Source organism: Pseudomonas sp. AP19, from assembly GCF_001728855.1.
Classification (GTDB): Bacteria; Pseudomonadota; Gammaproteobacteria; order Pseudomonadales; family Pseudomonadaceae; genus Aquipseudomonas; species Aquipseudomonas fluorescens.
The window spans coordinates 62,573-78,048 of the sequence record NZ_LXJP01000018.1 but is presented as its reverse complement, the minus strand read 5'-3'; the positions used below and the strand labels follow the sequence as shown (position 1 = coordinate 78,048).

At 60.1% G+C, this 15,476-nt stretch carries 12 protein-coding genes; 9 read left to right on the top strand and 3 right to left on the bottom strand.

All coding sequences use genetic code 11. The annotated features are described in order from the left end of the window. The first annotated feature begins 82 nt into the window (after positions 1-82). The 3 genes from A7D21_RS14910 (at position 83) to A7D21_RS14900 (ending at position 2,375) form a co-directional block, all read left to right on the top strand. Positions 83-562, top strand: a complete 480-nt coding sequence (locus A7D21_RS14910; protein ID WP_053258394.1) for a thioesterase family protein — start codon at positions 83-85, stop codon at positions 560-562. A gap of 9 nt (positions 563-571) precedes the next feature. Further along, positions 572-1,732 (top strand): gamma-butyrobetaine dioxygenase, encoded by a 1,161-nt coding sequence (locus A7D21_RS14905; RefSeq protein ID WP_053258395.1) that lies wholly within the window; start codon positions 572-574, stop codon positions 1,730-1,732. Positions 1,733-2,111: 379 nt separating this feature from the next. Beyond that, positions 2,112-2,375: a hypothetical protein gene (locus A7D21_RS14900; RefSeq protein WP_053258396.1), complete on the top strand. Its 264-nt coding sequence runs from the start codon at positions 2,112-2,114 to the stop codon at positions 2,373-2,375. Between the two features lie 113 nt (positions 2,376-2,488). Here the strand turns inward: A7D21_RS14900 and A7D21_RS14895 are convergent, their stop codons facing one another. Continuing rightward, complete coding sequence (locus tag A7D21_RS14895) at positions 2,489-3,592, bottom strand: GlxA family transcriptional regulator (protein WP_053258397.1); 1,104 nt, start codon at positions 3,590-3,592, stop codon at positions 2,489-2,491. A gap of 508 nt (positions 3,593-4,100) precedes the next feature. Next, positions 4,101-5,477, bottom strand: a complete 1,377-nt coding sequence (locus tag A7D21_RS14885; protein ID WP_053258399.1) for an L-serine ammonia-lyase — start codon at positions 5,475-5,477, stop codon at positions 4,101-4,103. Positions 5,478-5,893: 416 nt separating this feature from the next. Between A7D21_RS14885 and A7D21_RS14880 the strand changes: the two genes are divergently transcribed. From A7D21_RS14880 to choV, 3 genes are all read left to right on the top strand, one after another. After that, positions 5,894-6,841, top strand: a complete 948-nt coding sequence (locus A7D21_RS14880; protein ID WP_069552012.1) for a choline ABC transporter substrate-binding protein — start codon at positions 5,894-5,896, stop codon at positions 6,839-6,841. A gap of 67 nt (positions 6,842-6,908) precedes the next feature. Next, the gene (gene choW / locus A7D21_RS14875) at positions 6,909-7,754 is read left to right on the top strand and encodes a choline ABC transporter permease subunit (protein ID WP_053258401.1); all 846 of its coding nucleotides are present in this window, start codon (positions 6,909-6,911) and stop codon (positions 7,752-7,754) included. Continuing rightward, positions 7,751-8,929: a choline ABC transporter ATP-binding protein gene (gene choV, locus A7D21_RS14870; RefSeq protein WP_053258402.1), complete on the top strand. Its 1,179-nt coding sequence runs from the start codon at positions 7,751-7,753 to the stop codon at positions 8,927-8,929. Before choW ends, choV begins: the two co-directional genes overlap by 4 nt. Before the next feature lie 183 nt (positions 8,930-9,112). Here the strand turns inward: choV and A7D21_RS14865 are convergent, their stop codons facing one another. After that, positions 9,113-11,047, bottom strand: coding sequence for a BCCT family transporter (locus A7D21_RS14865; protein WP_256556227.1), 1,935 nt, complete (start codon positions 11,045-11,047; stop codon positions 9,113-9,115). Between the two features lie 390 nt (positions 11,048-11,437). Between A7D21_RS14865 and betI the strand changes: the two genes are divergently transcribed. The 3 genes from betI (at position 11,438) to betA (ending at position 15,454) form a co-directional block, all read left to right on the top strand. Further along, a complete protein-coding gene (gene betI, locus A7D21_RS14860; RefSeq protein WP_010207128.1) occupies positions 11,438-12,031 on the top strand; it encodes a transcriptional regulator BetI in 594 nt (197 codons plus the stop codon). 109 nt (positions 12,032-12,140) lie between these two features. After that, complete coding sequence (betB, locus tag A7D21_RS14855) at positions 12,141-13,613, top strand: betaine-aldehyde dehydrogenase (RefSeq protein WP_053258404.1); 1,473 nt, start codon at positions 12,141-12,143, stop codon at positions 13,611-13,613. A gap of 137 nt (positions 13,614-13,750) precedes the next feature. Next, positions 13,751-15,454 (top strand): choline dehydrogenase, encoded by a 1,704-nt coding sequence (gene betA / locus A7D21_RS14850; protein WP_053258405.1) that lies wholly within the window; start codon positions 13,751-13,753, stop codon positions 15,452-15,454. The last annotated feature ends 22 nt before the right edge of the window (positions 15,455-15,476 follow it).

The following is a 15,476-nucleotide window of genomic DNA, read 5'->3' as shown; positions in this document are numbered from 1 at the left end:
CGAATGCATCAACTGACACACCGCATTCGCGAGCAAGCCCGCTCCCACATTTTTGACCGAGTACATTTTCGGATTACACGCCATGCCTGCACTGACTACTTACACCACAAAAATCCAACCCGACTGGGTGGATTACAACGGCCACCTGCGCGATGCGTTCTACCTGCTGATTTTCAGTTACGCCACCGACGCACTGATGGACACCTTGGGGCTGGACAGCGAAAACCGCGAAGCCAGCGGCCACTCGCTGTTCACCCTGGAGCTGCACCTCAACTATCTGCACGAGGTAAAACTCGGTGCCGAAGTGGAGGTGCACACTCAGCTCATCGCCCACGATGCCAAGCGCCTGCACCTCTATCACAGCCTGCACCTGGTGGGCGGTGAGAAGGAACTGGCGGGCAACGAACAGATGTTGCTGCACGTCGATCTCGCCGGCCCGCATGCGGCGCCGTTCACCGAAGCGACCCTGGAAAAACTCATCGCGATCAGCGCTGAGCAGGCCGACCTGCCACGACCCGCCCTCCTCGGCCGAGTGATTGGACTGCCACCCAAAAAACCATAAGGAATCGCCATGCCAACCGCCGCCGCTGTTGCCGATTTTCGTACTTACCCGCTGATCAGTGAGCTCGCCGATGCGCGGGTGCTGGACGATCAGATTCGCGTGCAATGGGCCGACGGGCGGCTGAGCCCGTTTCATCATCAGTGGCTGCGGGACAACTGCCCCTGCGCGGAGTGCGTGTACAGCGTGACCCGCGAACAGGTACTGGAAATTGTCGATGTGGATGCACACCTCAGCGCTGTCAGTGCCTGCCTCGACGATGGTTTTCTGCAGGTGGAATGGAGCGGCGGCCATCTCAGCCGGTACGCTCCCGGCTGGCTGCGGGCGCACGCCTATGATGATCAATCGCGCGCTGAACGCCGTGCGGCGAAACCCCGATCCGAACTGTGGGATCAGCGGTTTACGCTGCCGGTGTTCGACTACGCCGCGGTGATGGAAGACCCCAAGGTCTTGCTGCAATGGTTGCTGGCTCTGCGTGATTCAGGCCTTACACAAATCCGCGGTGTACCGACCGAACCCGGCTCTCTGGCGCGGGTCGCCCAGCGCATTGCCTTTATCCGCGAGAGCAACTTCGGCGTGCTGTTCAACGTGCAATCCAAGGCCGATGCCGACAGCAATGCCTACACCGCTTTCAACCTGCCGCTGCACAGCGACTTACCGACGCGGGAGCTGCAACCGGGCCTGCAATTTCTGCATTGCCTGGTGAACGATGCCACGGGTGGCGAGAGTATTTTCGTCGATGGGTTTGCCATCGCCGCAGCACTGCGCACGGAAGACCCCGAGGCGTTTCGTGCCCTGTGTGAGATCCCGGTGGAGTTTCGCAATAAAGACCGCCACAGCGACTATCGCCGCCTCGCGCCGATCATTGCGCTGGATGCCTTGGGAGATGTTGCCGAGATTCGCATGGCTAACTTTTTGCGCGGGCCGTTTGAGGCGCCGGTGGAGCAGATGCCGTTGCTGTATCGCGCGTATCGGCGGTTCATTGCCATGACCCGCGAGGCGCGCTTTCGGGTGGTCCAGCGGCTGAACCCGGGCGAGCTGTGGTGCTTCGACAACCGCCGTACGCTGCATGCGCGCAATGCGTTTGACCCGGCTTCCGGCGCGCGGCATTTCCAGGGTTGCTATGTCGACCGGGATGAGCTGCTCTCTAGAATTCTGGTGTTGCAGCGGTAGCCCAAGGCGCACCCTTCGCGAGCAAGCCCGCTCCCACACTTGACCGCGTTTCCAAGATAAAACTCGGTCAAGTGTGGGAGCGGGCTTGCTCGCGAAGAGGCCAGCACAGCCACCGCACATCCCAAGCAAAAAAAGCCCCGAACCAGCCGTGACTGGATCGGGGCAGAGTGCTGGGTGTGTGAGCGTGACATCCCGAGGGTGACCAAACCTTCAAGCTGCTTGCCTGGCAGTCAGTGTGCCCATTCCTCATGGCGGTAAATGGCCCGAAAACGACCTGTTCATAGCCATCTGAGCCATTCATTGATTCTGCCCTTGCCGACCGGCCGAGGGCCTACCAGAATCCAGTTCAATCCCCGTTCCCTACACCAGGATAAACGTCATGATGCACGCGGATTTGATTGACCAGCACGACCTACTGAGCCAGCTGCGCTCGCTGGGTTTTGAAGTGTCCAGCGGGGCCACCGCCGAGCAGGCCTGCGAGTGTGCGGTACGCGGTTTGAGTGCCGCACGGGCCAAGGCACTCAAGGGCATGGTGGAACAGATGTACACCGGCAGCGCGACGATTTTGCCGGCGGTGAGGCAGGCGATCGACAAGCAGTTGTTGCCGGCGCTGGTGCAGTTCAAGCAAAACTCCGGCGCCTGATAGAGCCCCGCGCGGGGCTGCGAAGCGGCCCCAAACCCCGCAGTTTGAGGTCTGCCTGACACACCACATTGCGCAGCCCAACGCGGGGCAAGACCGCTCGCCACAAGGCTGGTTTAGAGCCTTACACTGGCAAACGTCGACTCATTACGCGCCTGACTCAACGCCGACATCGGCCCCGACAACGGTGACAACACCAGCGCCTGCGGAATCGGCATCATCGCCACTTGCTGGGCGGTGTTGGAACCTACGCGCTCATCCCGTGGCGGAATGCCGAAGTACTCGCGGTAGCACTTGGAGAAGTGCGGCGTGGACACAAACCCGCACACCGAGGCCACTTCGATGATCGACATCGGCGTTTGCTTGAGCAATTGCCGCGCACGGATCAGACGCAATTTGAGGTAGTAGCGAGACGGCGAGCAATGCAGGTATTTCTGGAACAGCCGCTCCAACTGCCGACGGGACACGGCGACGTACACCGCCAGTTCATCCAGGTCGATCGGCTCTTCCAGGTTGGCCTCCATCAGCGCGACGATTTCCTGCAGCTTCGGCTGGTTGGTGCCGAGCATATGCTTGAGCGGCACACGTTGGTGATCCTGCTCGTTGCGGATGCGTTCGTACACAAACATCTCGGAGATGGCGGCCGACAACTCACGGCCGTGGTCGCGGCTGATCAGGTGCAGCATCATGTCCAGCGGTGCGGTGCCGCCCGAGCTGGTGAACCGGTTACGGTCGAGGGTAAACAGGCGAGTGCTCATGACCACGCGAGGAAAAGCTTCCTGCATCGACGCCAGGCATTCCCAGTGCACGCTGCAGTCAAAACCGTCGAGCAAACCGGCGCAGGCCAGGGCCCAACTGCCGGTACACACGGCGCCGAGGCGACGCGACTGGCGGGCCTGGCTTTGCAGCCACGACACGTGTTCACGGGTGACGGTGCGCTGGATACCCACGCCGCCGCACACAATGACAGTGTCCAGGGCCGGGGCTTTGTGCATGGCGGCATCGGGGGTGATTTGCAGACCATCGCTGGCCCACACCTGGTTGCCGTCAACACTCAGGGTTGTCCAGCGATACAGCTCGCGACCGGACAGTTGATTGGCCATGCGCAGTGGTTCCACAGCCGACGCCAGGGAAATCAGCGTGAAATTGTCCAGCAGCAAAAAGCCGATGGATTGAGGCGCACGGTTCTGGGGTTGAGCCCCTGAGTTGAACGACGTCATCGCGGTATCTCCTCACACAAAGCGGGTGATGGCCTCAGGCGAGGCTCTTGTTATTGCGCTCTGCTCTTGGGCAGAGAGAGGCTTTAATTTGATAGAGCAAATGCCATGCCTAAAATTGAATGGGTATTCAATAAATCCTGAAAACGACCTGATGATGCGTCTATATAAGCCCGCGCAGGAAGTGCGGGATATACCCGAAAAGGACGTAGGAACAGCCTCGTTCAAGGGGTGTGAGCAGTTCGGTAGCACTTGTGGGAAGGCGCTTTGAGGGTGTGGGAAAAGTCTGTCACCGCACGCACGGCTGACGGGCGGTGGGGGAGGAAATCGTTTGGGAGCTACTTATCTGTTTGCGACGCGCTAAAAGGTGGCGCTTTTGAATTTGGGTGTTCACTTTTTGAGCAGTGTTGCCTGAGCTACCGCCATCGCGGGCAAGCCCGCTCCCACATTTTGATCTGTGAATACATTCAAAGGTGGGAGCTGGCTTGCCTGCGATGCAGGCGACTCGGTGTCAACACTCCACCGCACTCACCGCCAACCCGCCGCGCGAGGTCTCCTTGTACTTGTCATGCATATCCGCCCCCGTATCGCGCATGGTGCGGATCACGCGGTCCAGGGAGATAAAGTGTTGGCCATCACCGCGCAGCGCCATCTGCGCCGCGTTGATGGCTTTCACCGCCGCAATCGCATTGCGTTCGATGCACGGCACTTGCACCAGCCCGCCCACCGGGTCGCACGTGAGGCCGAGGTTGTGTTCCAGGCCGATTTCGGCGGCGTTGCACACCTGCTCAGGCGTGGCGCCGAGGATCTCGGCCAGCCCGGCGGCAGCCATGGCGCACGCCGAACCGACTTCGCCCTGGCAGCCGACTTCAGCCCCCGAGATCGAAGCGTTTTTCTTGCACAGAATCCCCACCGCCGCCGCACCCAACAGGTAGTCGACGACGTTGGCTTCAGTGACCTCTTCGCTGAACTTCATAAAGTAGTGCAGCACCGCCGGAATAATCCCCGCCGCCCCATTCGTCGGCGCGGTGACCATGCGCCCACCCGCGGCGTTTTCTTCATTCACCGCCAGGGCGAACAGGTTGACCCACTCCATGGCACTCAAGGTCGAGCCAATCACATTCGGTTTGCCCAGTTCCTGCAGGCTGCGGTGCAATTTGGCCGCGCGACGCCGCACATTCAGGCCACCGGGCAAGATGCCTTCGTGCTTGAGGCCCTGCTCCACGCAATCCTGCATGGCCCGCCAGAGCTTCATCAGGCCACTGCGGATTTCTTCTTCAGAGCGCCAGACCTTTTCGTTAGCCAGCATCAACTCGGCCACACGCAGGTCGTGGGTTTTGCACAGCTGCAACAGCTCCACCGCACTGGAGAAATCGTAGGGCAGCTCGGTGCGGTCCAGGTCGGCCACACCGCTTTGCGCCTGGGCTTCATCCACCACAAAACCGCCACCCACCGAATAGTAAGTATCGCGGTGCAGTTCGCCGTCATCACCGAACACCACCAGCGTCATGCCATTGGGATGGAACGGTAGGTTTTCGTCGAGCAGGCGCATGTCGCGCGCCCATATGAAAGGCACCGGCAAGTGACCGTCGAGCAAGAGGGTGTCGGTCTCGCGCAGGGTGTGAATGCGCAGGCCGATTTGCGACGGGTCGATTGCGTCCGGCCACTCGCCCATCAGGCCCATGATGGTGGCGGTGTCGCTGCCGTGGCCGATGCCGGTGGCCGACAACGAGCCATATAGCTGAACTTCGACGCGCCTGACTTGTTCCAACCATTCACGTTCACGTAATGCTTGGACGAACAACGCCGCGGCGCGCATGGGGCCGACGGTGTGAGAACTAGAAGGCCCGATGCCGATCTTGAACAGGTCGAAAACGCTGATAGCCATTGCGGTAGAACTCCTCGATAAGCACGGCCAGGCTTGAACGAGGTGCTACGCTCAGATCGCCCAGATGGCCGCATCATCAAGCTTTTGGCGGTCCTCACGGCGTCTCACACCGACGCACCCATGCTCACTAGCGTCGCGTCCGTGCGATCAGGCGTTTTGGCCGTTTTTTGCGGTGCAGATCGGTAAAAACTGCAGTTTTGCCTTTGGAAAAATCTGTAAGCGACGTCACCGACACTGGATACGACCATCCCTGTACTGGATACGACGCCCCCTGTAGGCGTCAGATTTTCACTGGTACATGATCAGTCTCGACTCGTTTGCAAGGCACCGTGCCTGCGCTTCATCGCACGCCCCAACCGCAACACGTATAAAGCGCGGCGAATGCCGCCAGAAAAAAGACACAGGAGTCTACCCCGATGAAAGGTTCACCCTCGTTGTTGTTGGCCGCCATGTTGAGTCTGCCAGTCCTGGCGAACGCTGCAGAACCGGCACAATGTCAGACCGTCAACTTCTCTGATGTCGGCTGGACCGACATCACCGTCACTACCGCGACCACCAGCGAAATCCTCAAGGGCCTCGGCTACAAGCCACGCACCACGATGATTTCGGTGCCGGTGACCTACAAGTCCCTGGCCGACGGTAAGAACATGGACATCTTCCTCGGCAACTGGATGCCGACCATGGAAAACGACATCAAGCAGTACCGTGATGCCGGCACCGTGGAAACCGTGCGCGCTAACCTGGAAAACGCCAAATACACCCTGGCGGTCCCCGAAGAGCTGTACAACAAAGGCCTGAAAGACTTCGCCGATATTGCCAAATTCAAGGACGAGCTGGGCGGCAAGATCTACGGTATCGAACCGGGTAACGACGGCAACCGCACCATCCAGACCCTCATCGATAAAAACCAGTTCGGCTTGAAAGACGCAGGCTTCAAGGTTGTGGAATCCAGCGAAGCCGGGATGCTCTCTCAGGTGGAACGCGCCACCAAACGTGGCCAGGCCATTGTGTTCCTCGGCTGGGAACCGCACCCGATGAACACCCGCTTCAAGATCAAGTACCTGACCGGGGGTGACGATTCGTTCGGCCCCAACTACGGCCAGGCCACCATCTACACCAACGTTCGCAAGGGCTACACCCAGGAATGCAGCAACGTTGGTCAATTGCTGAAAAACCTGTCGTTCACCCTGGACATGGAAAGCTCGCTGATGGGTAACGTCCTGGACGACAAAATGAAGCCTGACGCCGCCGCCAAGGCCTGGCTGAAGAAGAACCCCGCCGTACTCGACACCTGGCTCGCCGGTGTGACCACCGTCGATGGCAAACCAGGTCTGGAGGCCGTAAAAGCGTATCTCGCCAAGTAAGTGCTGACCCCGGGCCGGTACGCTGGCCCGGGATGTTTTTCCCCTTCGCATGTGGACATTCACTACCATGCTGACTGAACAGAAAATCCCACTAGGCCAGTACATCGCTGCCTTCGTCGAATGGTTGACCAAACATGGCGCCAACTACTTCGACGCAATCGCATCGACACTGGAAACGATGATCCACGGCGTGACGTTTGCGCTGACCTGGTTCAATCCGCTGGCATTGATCGGTCTGATTGCGCTACTCGCTCACTTCATTCAACGCAAATGGGGCCTGACGGTGTTTGTCATCGCCTCCTTCCTGCTGATCCTGAACCTGGGGTACTGGCAGGAAACCATGGAAACCCTCGCGCAGGTGCTGTTCGCCACCCTGGTCTGCGTGGTCATCGGTGTGCCGCTGGGCATTCTTGCCGCGCACAAACCGCTGTTCTACACGATGATGCGGCCGGTACTCGATCTGATGCAGACCGTGCCGACTTTCGTCTACCTCATCCCAACCCTGACCCTCTTCGGGCTGGGTGTGGTGCCCGGTCTGATTTCCACGGTGGTGTTCGCGATTGCCGCGCCTATTCGCCTGACTTACCTGGGTATCCGCGATGTGCCACAAGAGTTGATGGACGCCGGTAAAGCCTTTGGCTGCTCACGCCGTCAGTTGCTCTCACGCATTGAACTGCCCCACGCCATGCCGAGCATTGCCGCCGGCATTACCCAATGCATCATGCTGTCGTTGTCGATGGTGGTGATCGCGGCCCTGGTGGGCGCCGACGGCCTCGGCAAGCCGGTGGTCAACGCACTGAACACCGCCGACATTGCCCTGGGCTTTGAAGCCGGCCTGGCAATCGTATTGCTGGCCATCATGCTCGACCGCATCTGCAAACAACCCGACGCCAAAGTAGGGGGTGATGCATGAGCATTATCCGATTCGACAATGTCGATGTGATCTTCTCCAAGGACCCGCGCGAAGCCCTCAAGCTGCTCGACCAAGGGATGAGTCGCAACGAGATCCTGAAAAAAACCGGCCAGATTGTCGGCGTTGAAAAAGCCAGCCTGGACATCGAGAAAGGCGAGATCTGCGTACTGATGGGCCTCTCGGGCTCGGGCAAGTCAAGCTTGCTGCGCTGCATCAACGGCCTCAACACCGTGAGCCGCGGCAAGCTGTTTGTCGAACATGAAGGCCGCCAGATCGACATCGCCTCGTGCACACCTGCCGAGCTGAAAATGATGCGCACCAAGCGCATCGCCATGGTGTTCCAGAAGTTCGCCCTGATGCCGTGGCTGACGGTGCGCGAGAACATCAGCTTCGGCCTGGAAATGCAGGGCCGCCCCGAGAAGGAACGGCGCAAGCTGGTGGATGACAAGCTGGAGTTGGTGGGCCTGGCCCAATGGCGCAACAAGAAGCCTGACGAGTTGTCCGGCGGCATGCAGCAACGTGTCGGCCTGGCCCGCGCGTTGGCGATGGACGCCGATATCCTGCTGATGGATGAACCCTTCTCCGCCCTCGACCCGCTGATTCGCCAAGGCCTGCAAGACGAACTGCTGGAGCTGCAACGCAAGCTGAGCAAGACCATCGTGTTCGTCAGTCATGACCTGGATGAAGCACTTAAGCTGGGCAGCCGCATCGCGATCATGAAAGACGGCAAGATCATCCAGTACAGCGTGCCGGAAGAGATCGTGCTGAACCCGGCGGACGACTATGTGCGCACCTTCGTCGCCCATACCAACCCGTTGAACGTGCTGTGTGGTCGCAGCTTGATGCGCACCCTGGACAACTGCAAACGCATCAACGGTTCGGTGTGCCTGGACCCGGGTGGCGACTCGTGGCTGGACCTGGCCGAAGGCAACACCATCAAGGGTGCACGCCAGAATGGTGCCGTGCTGAACTTGCAGAACTGGGCGCCGGGGCAAGCGGTTGAAGGACTGGGCCGCGTACCGACGCTGGTGGACTCCAATATCGGCATGCGCGATGCGTTGCAGATTCGGTATCACACCGGGAACAAGCTGGTGTTGCACACCAACAACCAGGTGGTCGGGATCTTGGGGGACAGCGAGCTTTACCATGCCCTGCTGGGCAAGAACCTGGGCTAAGGCAGCGCGAAGACAACTGAAGGAACGGGTTCAATGTGGGAGCGGGCTTGCTCGCGAATGCGGTGTGTCAGTCAGCACATCTGTCACTGATACACCGCATTCGCGAGCAAGCCCGCTCCCACATTTTGCTCTGTTTACACATAAAAAAAGCGGCACCCGTGAGGGCACCGCTCGGCTCAAGCATCAGCTATAGACACGGCCAAGGAGCTGCCGATGGCTTTCAAACTGATCGAGCACGTCCCGGGTGATTTGTTCCTGGGCAAAGCCCATCAGGTCGTATTCCTGAGGCCCGTTGTGCAGGTAGACCTCGGCCCGGTAGTAACGCGTACGCTCTTCTTCGGGCACGTCGCTCGGTGCCGACGAATAAGCATCCAGGCTTACTTCGTAAACAAACGGGTTGCCCTCTTCCATCTCGATGCGCACACCAATGCAGCGCTTGGATTTGCCCAGCAGGGTCTGCACTTCCAGCCCTTGATCACGCAACGCAGTCGCCGCTTGTTCCAACGCCGGCGTCACATGTTTGTCCATAAAGCGTTGCACGGTGCCCTGGCTCGGTTGCAGGTCCAGCGCGGTCAGGCGCTCGCTGAAACCACGGCGACCACGTTCAGCCAATTGTGCCTGCTCCTGCTCCATGGCCACGTCCTGGCGCATCGCCTTGTGCAAACCGAACATGAAGAAAATCAGCACCACCGAGAACGGCAGCCCGGCCAGCACGACCATGGTTTGCATGGCTTCGAAGTTGCCGGCAAACAGCAGGCCGATGGTCACCAGCATGATCACCGCCGACCAGAAGATCCGCAGCCAGTGCGGCGCATCTTCATCCACATTGCCGCCTTTGCAAGAAAGGTTGGCCATCATCACCGCGCCGGAATCCGCCGGGGTCAGGAACAGCACAAAGCCGACAAAGATCGACACACCGATAACGATTTTCGACGCCGGGTAATGCTCCAGCAATTGGTAGATGGCCATCGACGGTTGTTCCAGCGCCGTCTTGCCCAACTCCACCGCACCGTGGTTCAGCACCAGGTCCAGGGCCGAGTTACCGAAGATCGACAACCACGCCAAGGTGAAGCCCAGCGGGATCAGCAGCACGCCGGCCACCAGTTCACGCACCGTGCGACCACGGGAAATACGCGCGATGAACATGCCTACAAATGGCGCCCAGGAAATCCACCAGGCCCAGTAGAACAGCGTCCACAGGCCCATCCAGCGTTCGGTTTTGTCGGCATCGCCTTCGTAGACATAGAGGTCGAAGGTTTTCAGCACGATACCGTTGAGGTAGTCACCGGTGTTCTGCACCAGGCCATTGAGCAAGTGCAGGGTCGGGCCGAACAGCAGCACAAAAATCAGCAAACCGCTGAACAATACGATGTTGAGGTTGGACAGGCGGCGAATACCATTCTCCACACCCGACACAGCAGCGATGGTCGCCACGGTGCTCATCACGATAATCACGATCAGCAGGTTGGTGTTGCTGTGCTGCATGCCGAACAGGTTTTCAAGCCCCGACGACACTTGCATCGAACCAATCCCCAGGTTCGTCACCAGGCCCAACAGGGTCACGAACATGCCGAAACCGTCCACCGCGTGGCCGGCCGCGCCCTTCACCCAGCGCTCGCCCACCAGCGGGTACAGCGCCGAACGCAAGGCCAGCGGCTGGTTATGACGGTAGGCGAAATACGCCACGGCCAGGCCGACCAAGGCATAGATCGCCCAGCCGTGCAGGCCCCAGTGCAGGAAGGTCAGTTGCAGCGCCTGGCGTGCCGCGCCATTGCTGGCGGCCGCGCCTTCGGGCGGGTTGAAGTAGTGGTCCAACGGCTCCGAGGCGCCGAAATACAGCAGCGAGATGCCGATACCCGACGAGAACAGCATGCCGGCCCAGGCGCCGTAGCTGAAGTCCGGGGTGTCGTCCTTGCTGCCCAGTTTCAACTTGCCGTAGGACGAAAACGCCAGGCCGACCACAAACACCAGGTAAGCGGCGATGACCACCATGTAATACCAGCCGAAGCTTTTGGAAAGCCAGGCTTGTGCTACGCCAAGCATGCGCCCGGCCTCCTGCGGGGCGATGATCAGGATGGCGGTCAACAATAGAATCAGCGCGGTGGAGGTGTAAAACACCCAACCGTTGACCCGTACCTTTTCCGGCGGGGTCTTTATAAGAGAGGCAGAACTCATGGCGCAGATGCTCCGGGCAGTGCGAGAGAGAAACACAAGGCAACGGTTATCCCGGGACATCGATTTTTCGGCAGTCGACGGACGGGTGTTATAAAGACACCCCGAAAATTCTTGAGCCCCGCCGAAGCGGTGGCAGGCCCTGATATGGCCGGTTTCAAGGATTTTTGCAGGTGTCAGAGGCTGCTGCTCACAGGTAGGAAATATCTGTAGGGAGCGACCATTTGTCGCAGATCTTATTCTTTGTTGATTGAACGTTCAATCAAAACAAAATAGACTGGCCTTCAACCCGACGGACGTTTATCGCCCATCGGCAGGCCTAAGGAGAGGTGCTACATGCCCAAGGTCGGTATGCAACCCATACGCCGCCAGCAGTTGATCGAAGCCACGTTGACGGCCATCGATCAGGTTGGAATGGGAGATGCCAGCATTGCGCTGATCGCCCGTTTGGCCGGTGTCTCGAACGGCATCATCAGTCACTACTTTCAGGACAAGAACGGCCTGATCGCCGCAACGATGCGGTACTTGATGAATGTGCTGATCGAGAACGTCCACGAACGCAGGCTTGCGCTGAAGGACGACAGCCCACGGGCGCACCTTCGGGTGATCATCGAGGGCAACTTCGACGCCAGCCAGGTCAACGGACCGGCAATGAAAACCTGGCTGGCCTTCTGGGCCACCAGCATGCATCACCCGTCATTGCACAGGTTGCAGCGGATCAACGATCAACGTCTGTATTCCAACCTGTGCTGCCAGTTCCGCCGAGTGCTACCGCTGCCGCACGCACGCAAAGCAGCCCGAGGCCTGGCGGCCCTGATCGACGGTTTGTGGCTGCGCGGCGCCCTGTCGGGAGACGCTTTCGACACGGAACAGGCGCAACGGATCGCTTACGAATACATGGATTTCCAATTGGCCAAGCAGGTGAGTTAGAGCACACATAACCGCTCAACCCCTGAACGTCCGCCGCTCAGTGTTGCCAGAACCTCATGGCCCACTTTCGGCGGGTAACGCCAACCACTTATGCACTTGCGAGGACTTTATGGCCCGTTTCGAACTGCAAAAACTCTACATTGACGGCGGCTACAGCGACGCTGGCAGCGATGCCACCTTCGAAGCCATCAACCCGGCTAACGGTGAAGTTCTCGCCAACGTGCAACGTGCTACCAAAGAAGACGTTGAGCGTGCCGTGGTCAGCGCTGAAAAAGGCCAGAAAATCTGGGCCGCCATGACCGCCATGGAGCGTTCGCGCATCCTGCGTCGCGCCGTCGACATCCTGCGCGAGCGCAACGACGAACTGGCCGCGCTGGAAACCCTGGACACTGGTAAAGCCTTCTCCGAAACCAAGTACGTCGACATCGTTACCGGCGCTGACGTGCTGGAATACTACGCAGGCCTGGTGCCGGCCATCGAAGGCGAGCAGATCCCGCTGCGCGACACTTCGTTCGTCTACACCCGTCGCGAGCCGCTGGGCGTGGTCGCCGGTATCGGCGCGTGGAACTACCCGATCCAGATCGCCCTGTGGAAATCCGCACCGGCCCTGGCCGCGGGTAACGCGATGATCTTCAAGCCAAGCGAAGTCACCTCGCTGACCACCCTGAAACTGGCCGAGATCTACACCGAAGCCGGCGTTCCGGCAGGCGTGTTCAACGTGTTGACCGGCAGCGGCCGTGAAGTCGGCACCTGGCTGACCGAGCACCCGCGCATCGAGAAAGTCTCGTTCACCGGCGGCACCGACACCGGCAAAAAAGTCATGGCCAGCGCTTCCAGCTCCTCGCTCAAAGAAGTGACCATGGAACTGGGCGGCAAGTCCCCGCTGATCGTCTTCGAAGACGCCGACCTGGACCGCGCCGCCGACATCGCGATGATGGCCAACTTCTACAGCTCCGGCCAGGTCTGCACCAACGGCACTCGCGTGTTCGTGCCCAAGCACCTGCAAGCGGCCTTCGAAGCCAAGATCGTTGAGCGTGTGGCGCGCATTCGCGTCGGCAGCCCGCAGGACGACAACACCAACTTCGGCCCGCTGGTCAGCTTCGCCCACATGGAAAGCGTGCTCGGCTACATCGCCAAAGGTAAGGAAGAAGGCGCTCGCGTGCTGTGCGGCGGCGACCGTCTGACCGACGGCGACTTCGCCAAAGGCGCCTTTGTTGCCCCAACCGTGTTCACCGACTGCACCGACGAGATGACCATCGTCCGTGAAGAAATCTTCGGCCCAGTGATGAGCATCCTCACCTACGAGACCGAAGAAGAAGTGATCCGCCGCGCCAACGACACCGACTTCGGCCTGGCTGCCGGCCTGGTCACCAAAGACCTGAACCGCGCTCACCGCGTGATTCATCAGCTGGAAGCGGGTATCTGCTGGATCAACGCCTGGGGCGAGTCCGACGCCAAGATGCCGGTGGGCGGCTACAAGCAGTCGGGCGTTGGCCGTGAGAACGGCATCAGCTCGCTGAACAACTTCACCCGCATCAAATCGGTACAGGTTGAGCTGGGCGACTACGCCTCGGTGTTCTAAACCCGAGGCTTGCATTGCCTGCGAGGCCGGCATCGGGGGGCAAGCCCCCTTCCCACATCTGGAATGTATTCCCCTGTGGGAGGGGGCTTGCCCCCGATGAGGCCCGACCTGACCACACTTCAAAGAGGGTGCATCCAATGTCCCAAGAATACGACTACATCATTGTGGGTGCCGGCTCCGCCGGTAATACCCTGGCGACCCGTCTGACCGAAGACGAAGGCGTCACCGTCCTGCTGCTGGAAGCCGGCGGCCCGGACTACCGTCTTGATTTCCGTACCCAAATGCCGGCCGCGTTGGCGTTCCCGCTGCAAGGCCGCCGTTACAACTGGGCCTACGAAACCGACCCAGAGCCACACATGGACGGTCGCCGGATGGAATGCGGTCGCGGCAAAGGCCTCGGCGGTTCCTCGCTGATCAACGGCATGTGCTACATCCGTGGCAACGCCATGGACTACGACAACTGGTCGAAGCTCCCAGGTCTGGAAAACTGGAGCTACCTCGACTGCCTGCCGTACTTCCGCAAAGCCGAAACCCGTGACATCGGCCCGAACGATTACCACGGTGGCGATGGCCCGGTCAGCGTGACCACGCCAAAAGCCGGCAACAACCCGCTGTTCCACGCCATGGTTGAAGCCGGCGTACAGGCCGGTTACCCGCGTACCGACGACTTGAACGGCTACCAGCAAGAAGGCTTCGGCCCGATGGACCGTACCGTCACGCCTAACGGCCGTCGCGCCAGTACCGCTCGCGGTTACCTGGACACGGCTAAAAAGCGTTCGACCCTGACCATCGTCACCCACGCCCTGACCGACAAAGTCTTGTTCGAAGGCAAGCGTGCCGTGGGCGTGCGTTACCTGATCGGCGCCGCCGAAGAACGCGTTGAAGCCCGTGCACGCAAAGAAGTGCTGGTGTGCAGCGGCGCGATCGCTTCGCCGCAACTGCTGCAACGCTCCGGTGTCGGCCCGGCCAAACTGCTGGAAAGCCTCGACATCCCGGTGGTCCACGACCTGCCAGGCGTCGGCGAAAACCTGCAGGACCACCTTGAGCTGTACCTGCAATACGCCTGTACCCAGCCAGTGTCGCTGTACCCATCGCTGCTCTGGTACAACCAGCCGGCCATTGGGGCCGAGTGGCTGTTCAACGGCACCGGCATCGGCGCCAGCAACCAGTTCGAAGCTGGCGGTTTTATCCGCACCCGTGAAGAATTCGATTGGCCGAACATTCAGTACCACTTCCTGCCGGTGGCGATTAACTACAACGGCAGCAATGGTGTGAAAGAGCACGGTTTCCAGGCGCACATGGGCTCCATGCGTTCGCCAAGCCGTGGCCGCGTGCAATTGAAGTCGAAGAACCCACGGGACTACCCGAGCATCCTCTTCAACTACATGGCCACCGAACAGGACTGGCAGGAGTTCCGTGACGGCATCCGCCTGACCCGTGAAATCATGCAACAGCCGGCGCTGGACCCATACCGTGGCCGTGAAATCAGCCCGGGTATTGACGTGCAAACCGATGAGCAGTTGGACAAGTTCATCCGCGAGCACGCCGAGACTGCGTTCCACCCGTCCTGCTCGTGCAAGATGGGCACCGACGAGATGGCGGTAGTGGACGGCGAAGGCCGCGTGCATGGCATGCAGGGCTTGCGTGTTGTGGATGCGTCGATCATGCCGATCATCACCACCGGCAACCTCAACGCGCCGACGATCATGATCGCCGAGAAAATCGCCGACAAGATCCGTGGCCGCAAGCCACTGCCGCGCAGCACTGCCGACTACTACGTGGCAGGCGATGCGCCGGTGCGTGGCAAGCCGCTGCGTGAAGTCGGCCCGACTGCGCAGTAACTGATACACCGCGGTGCCCATT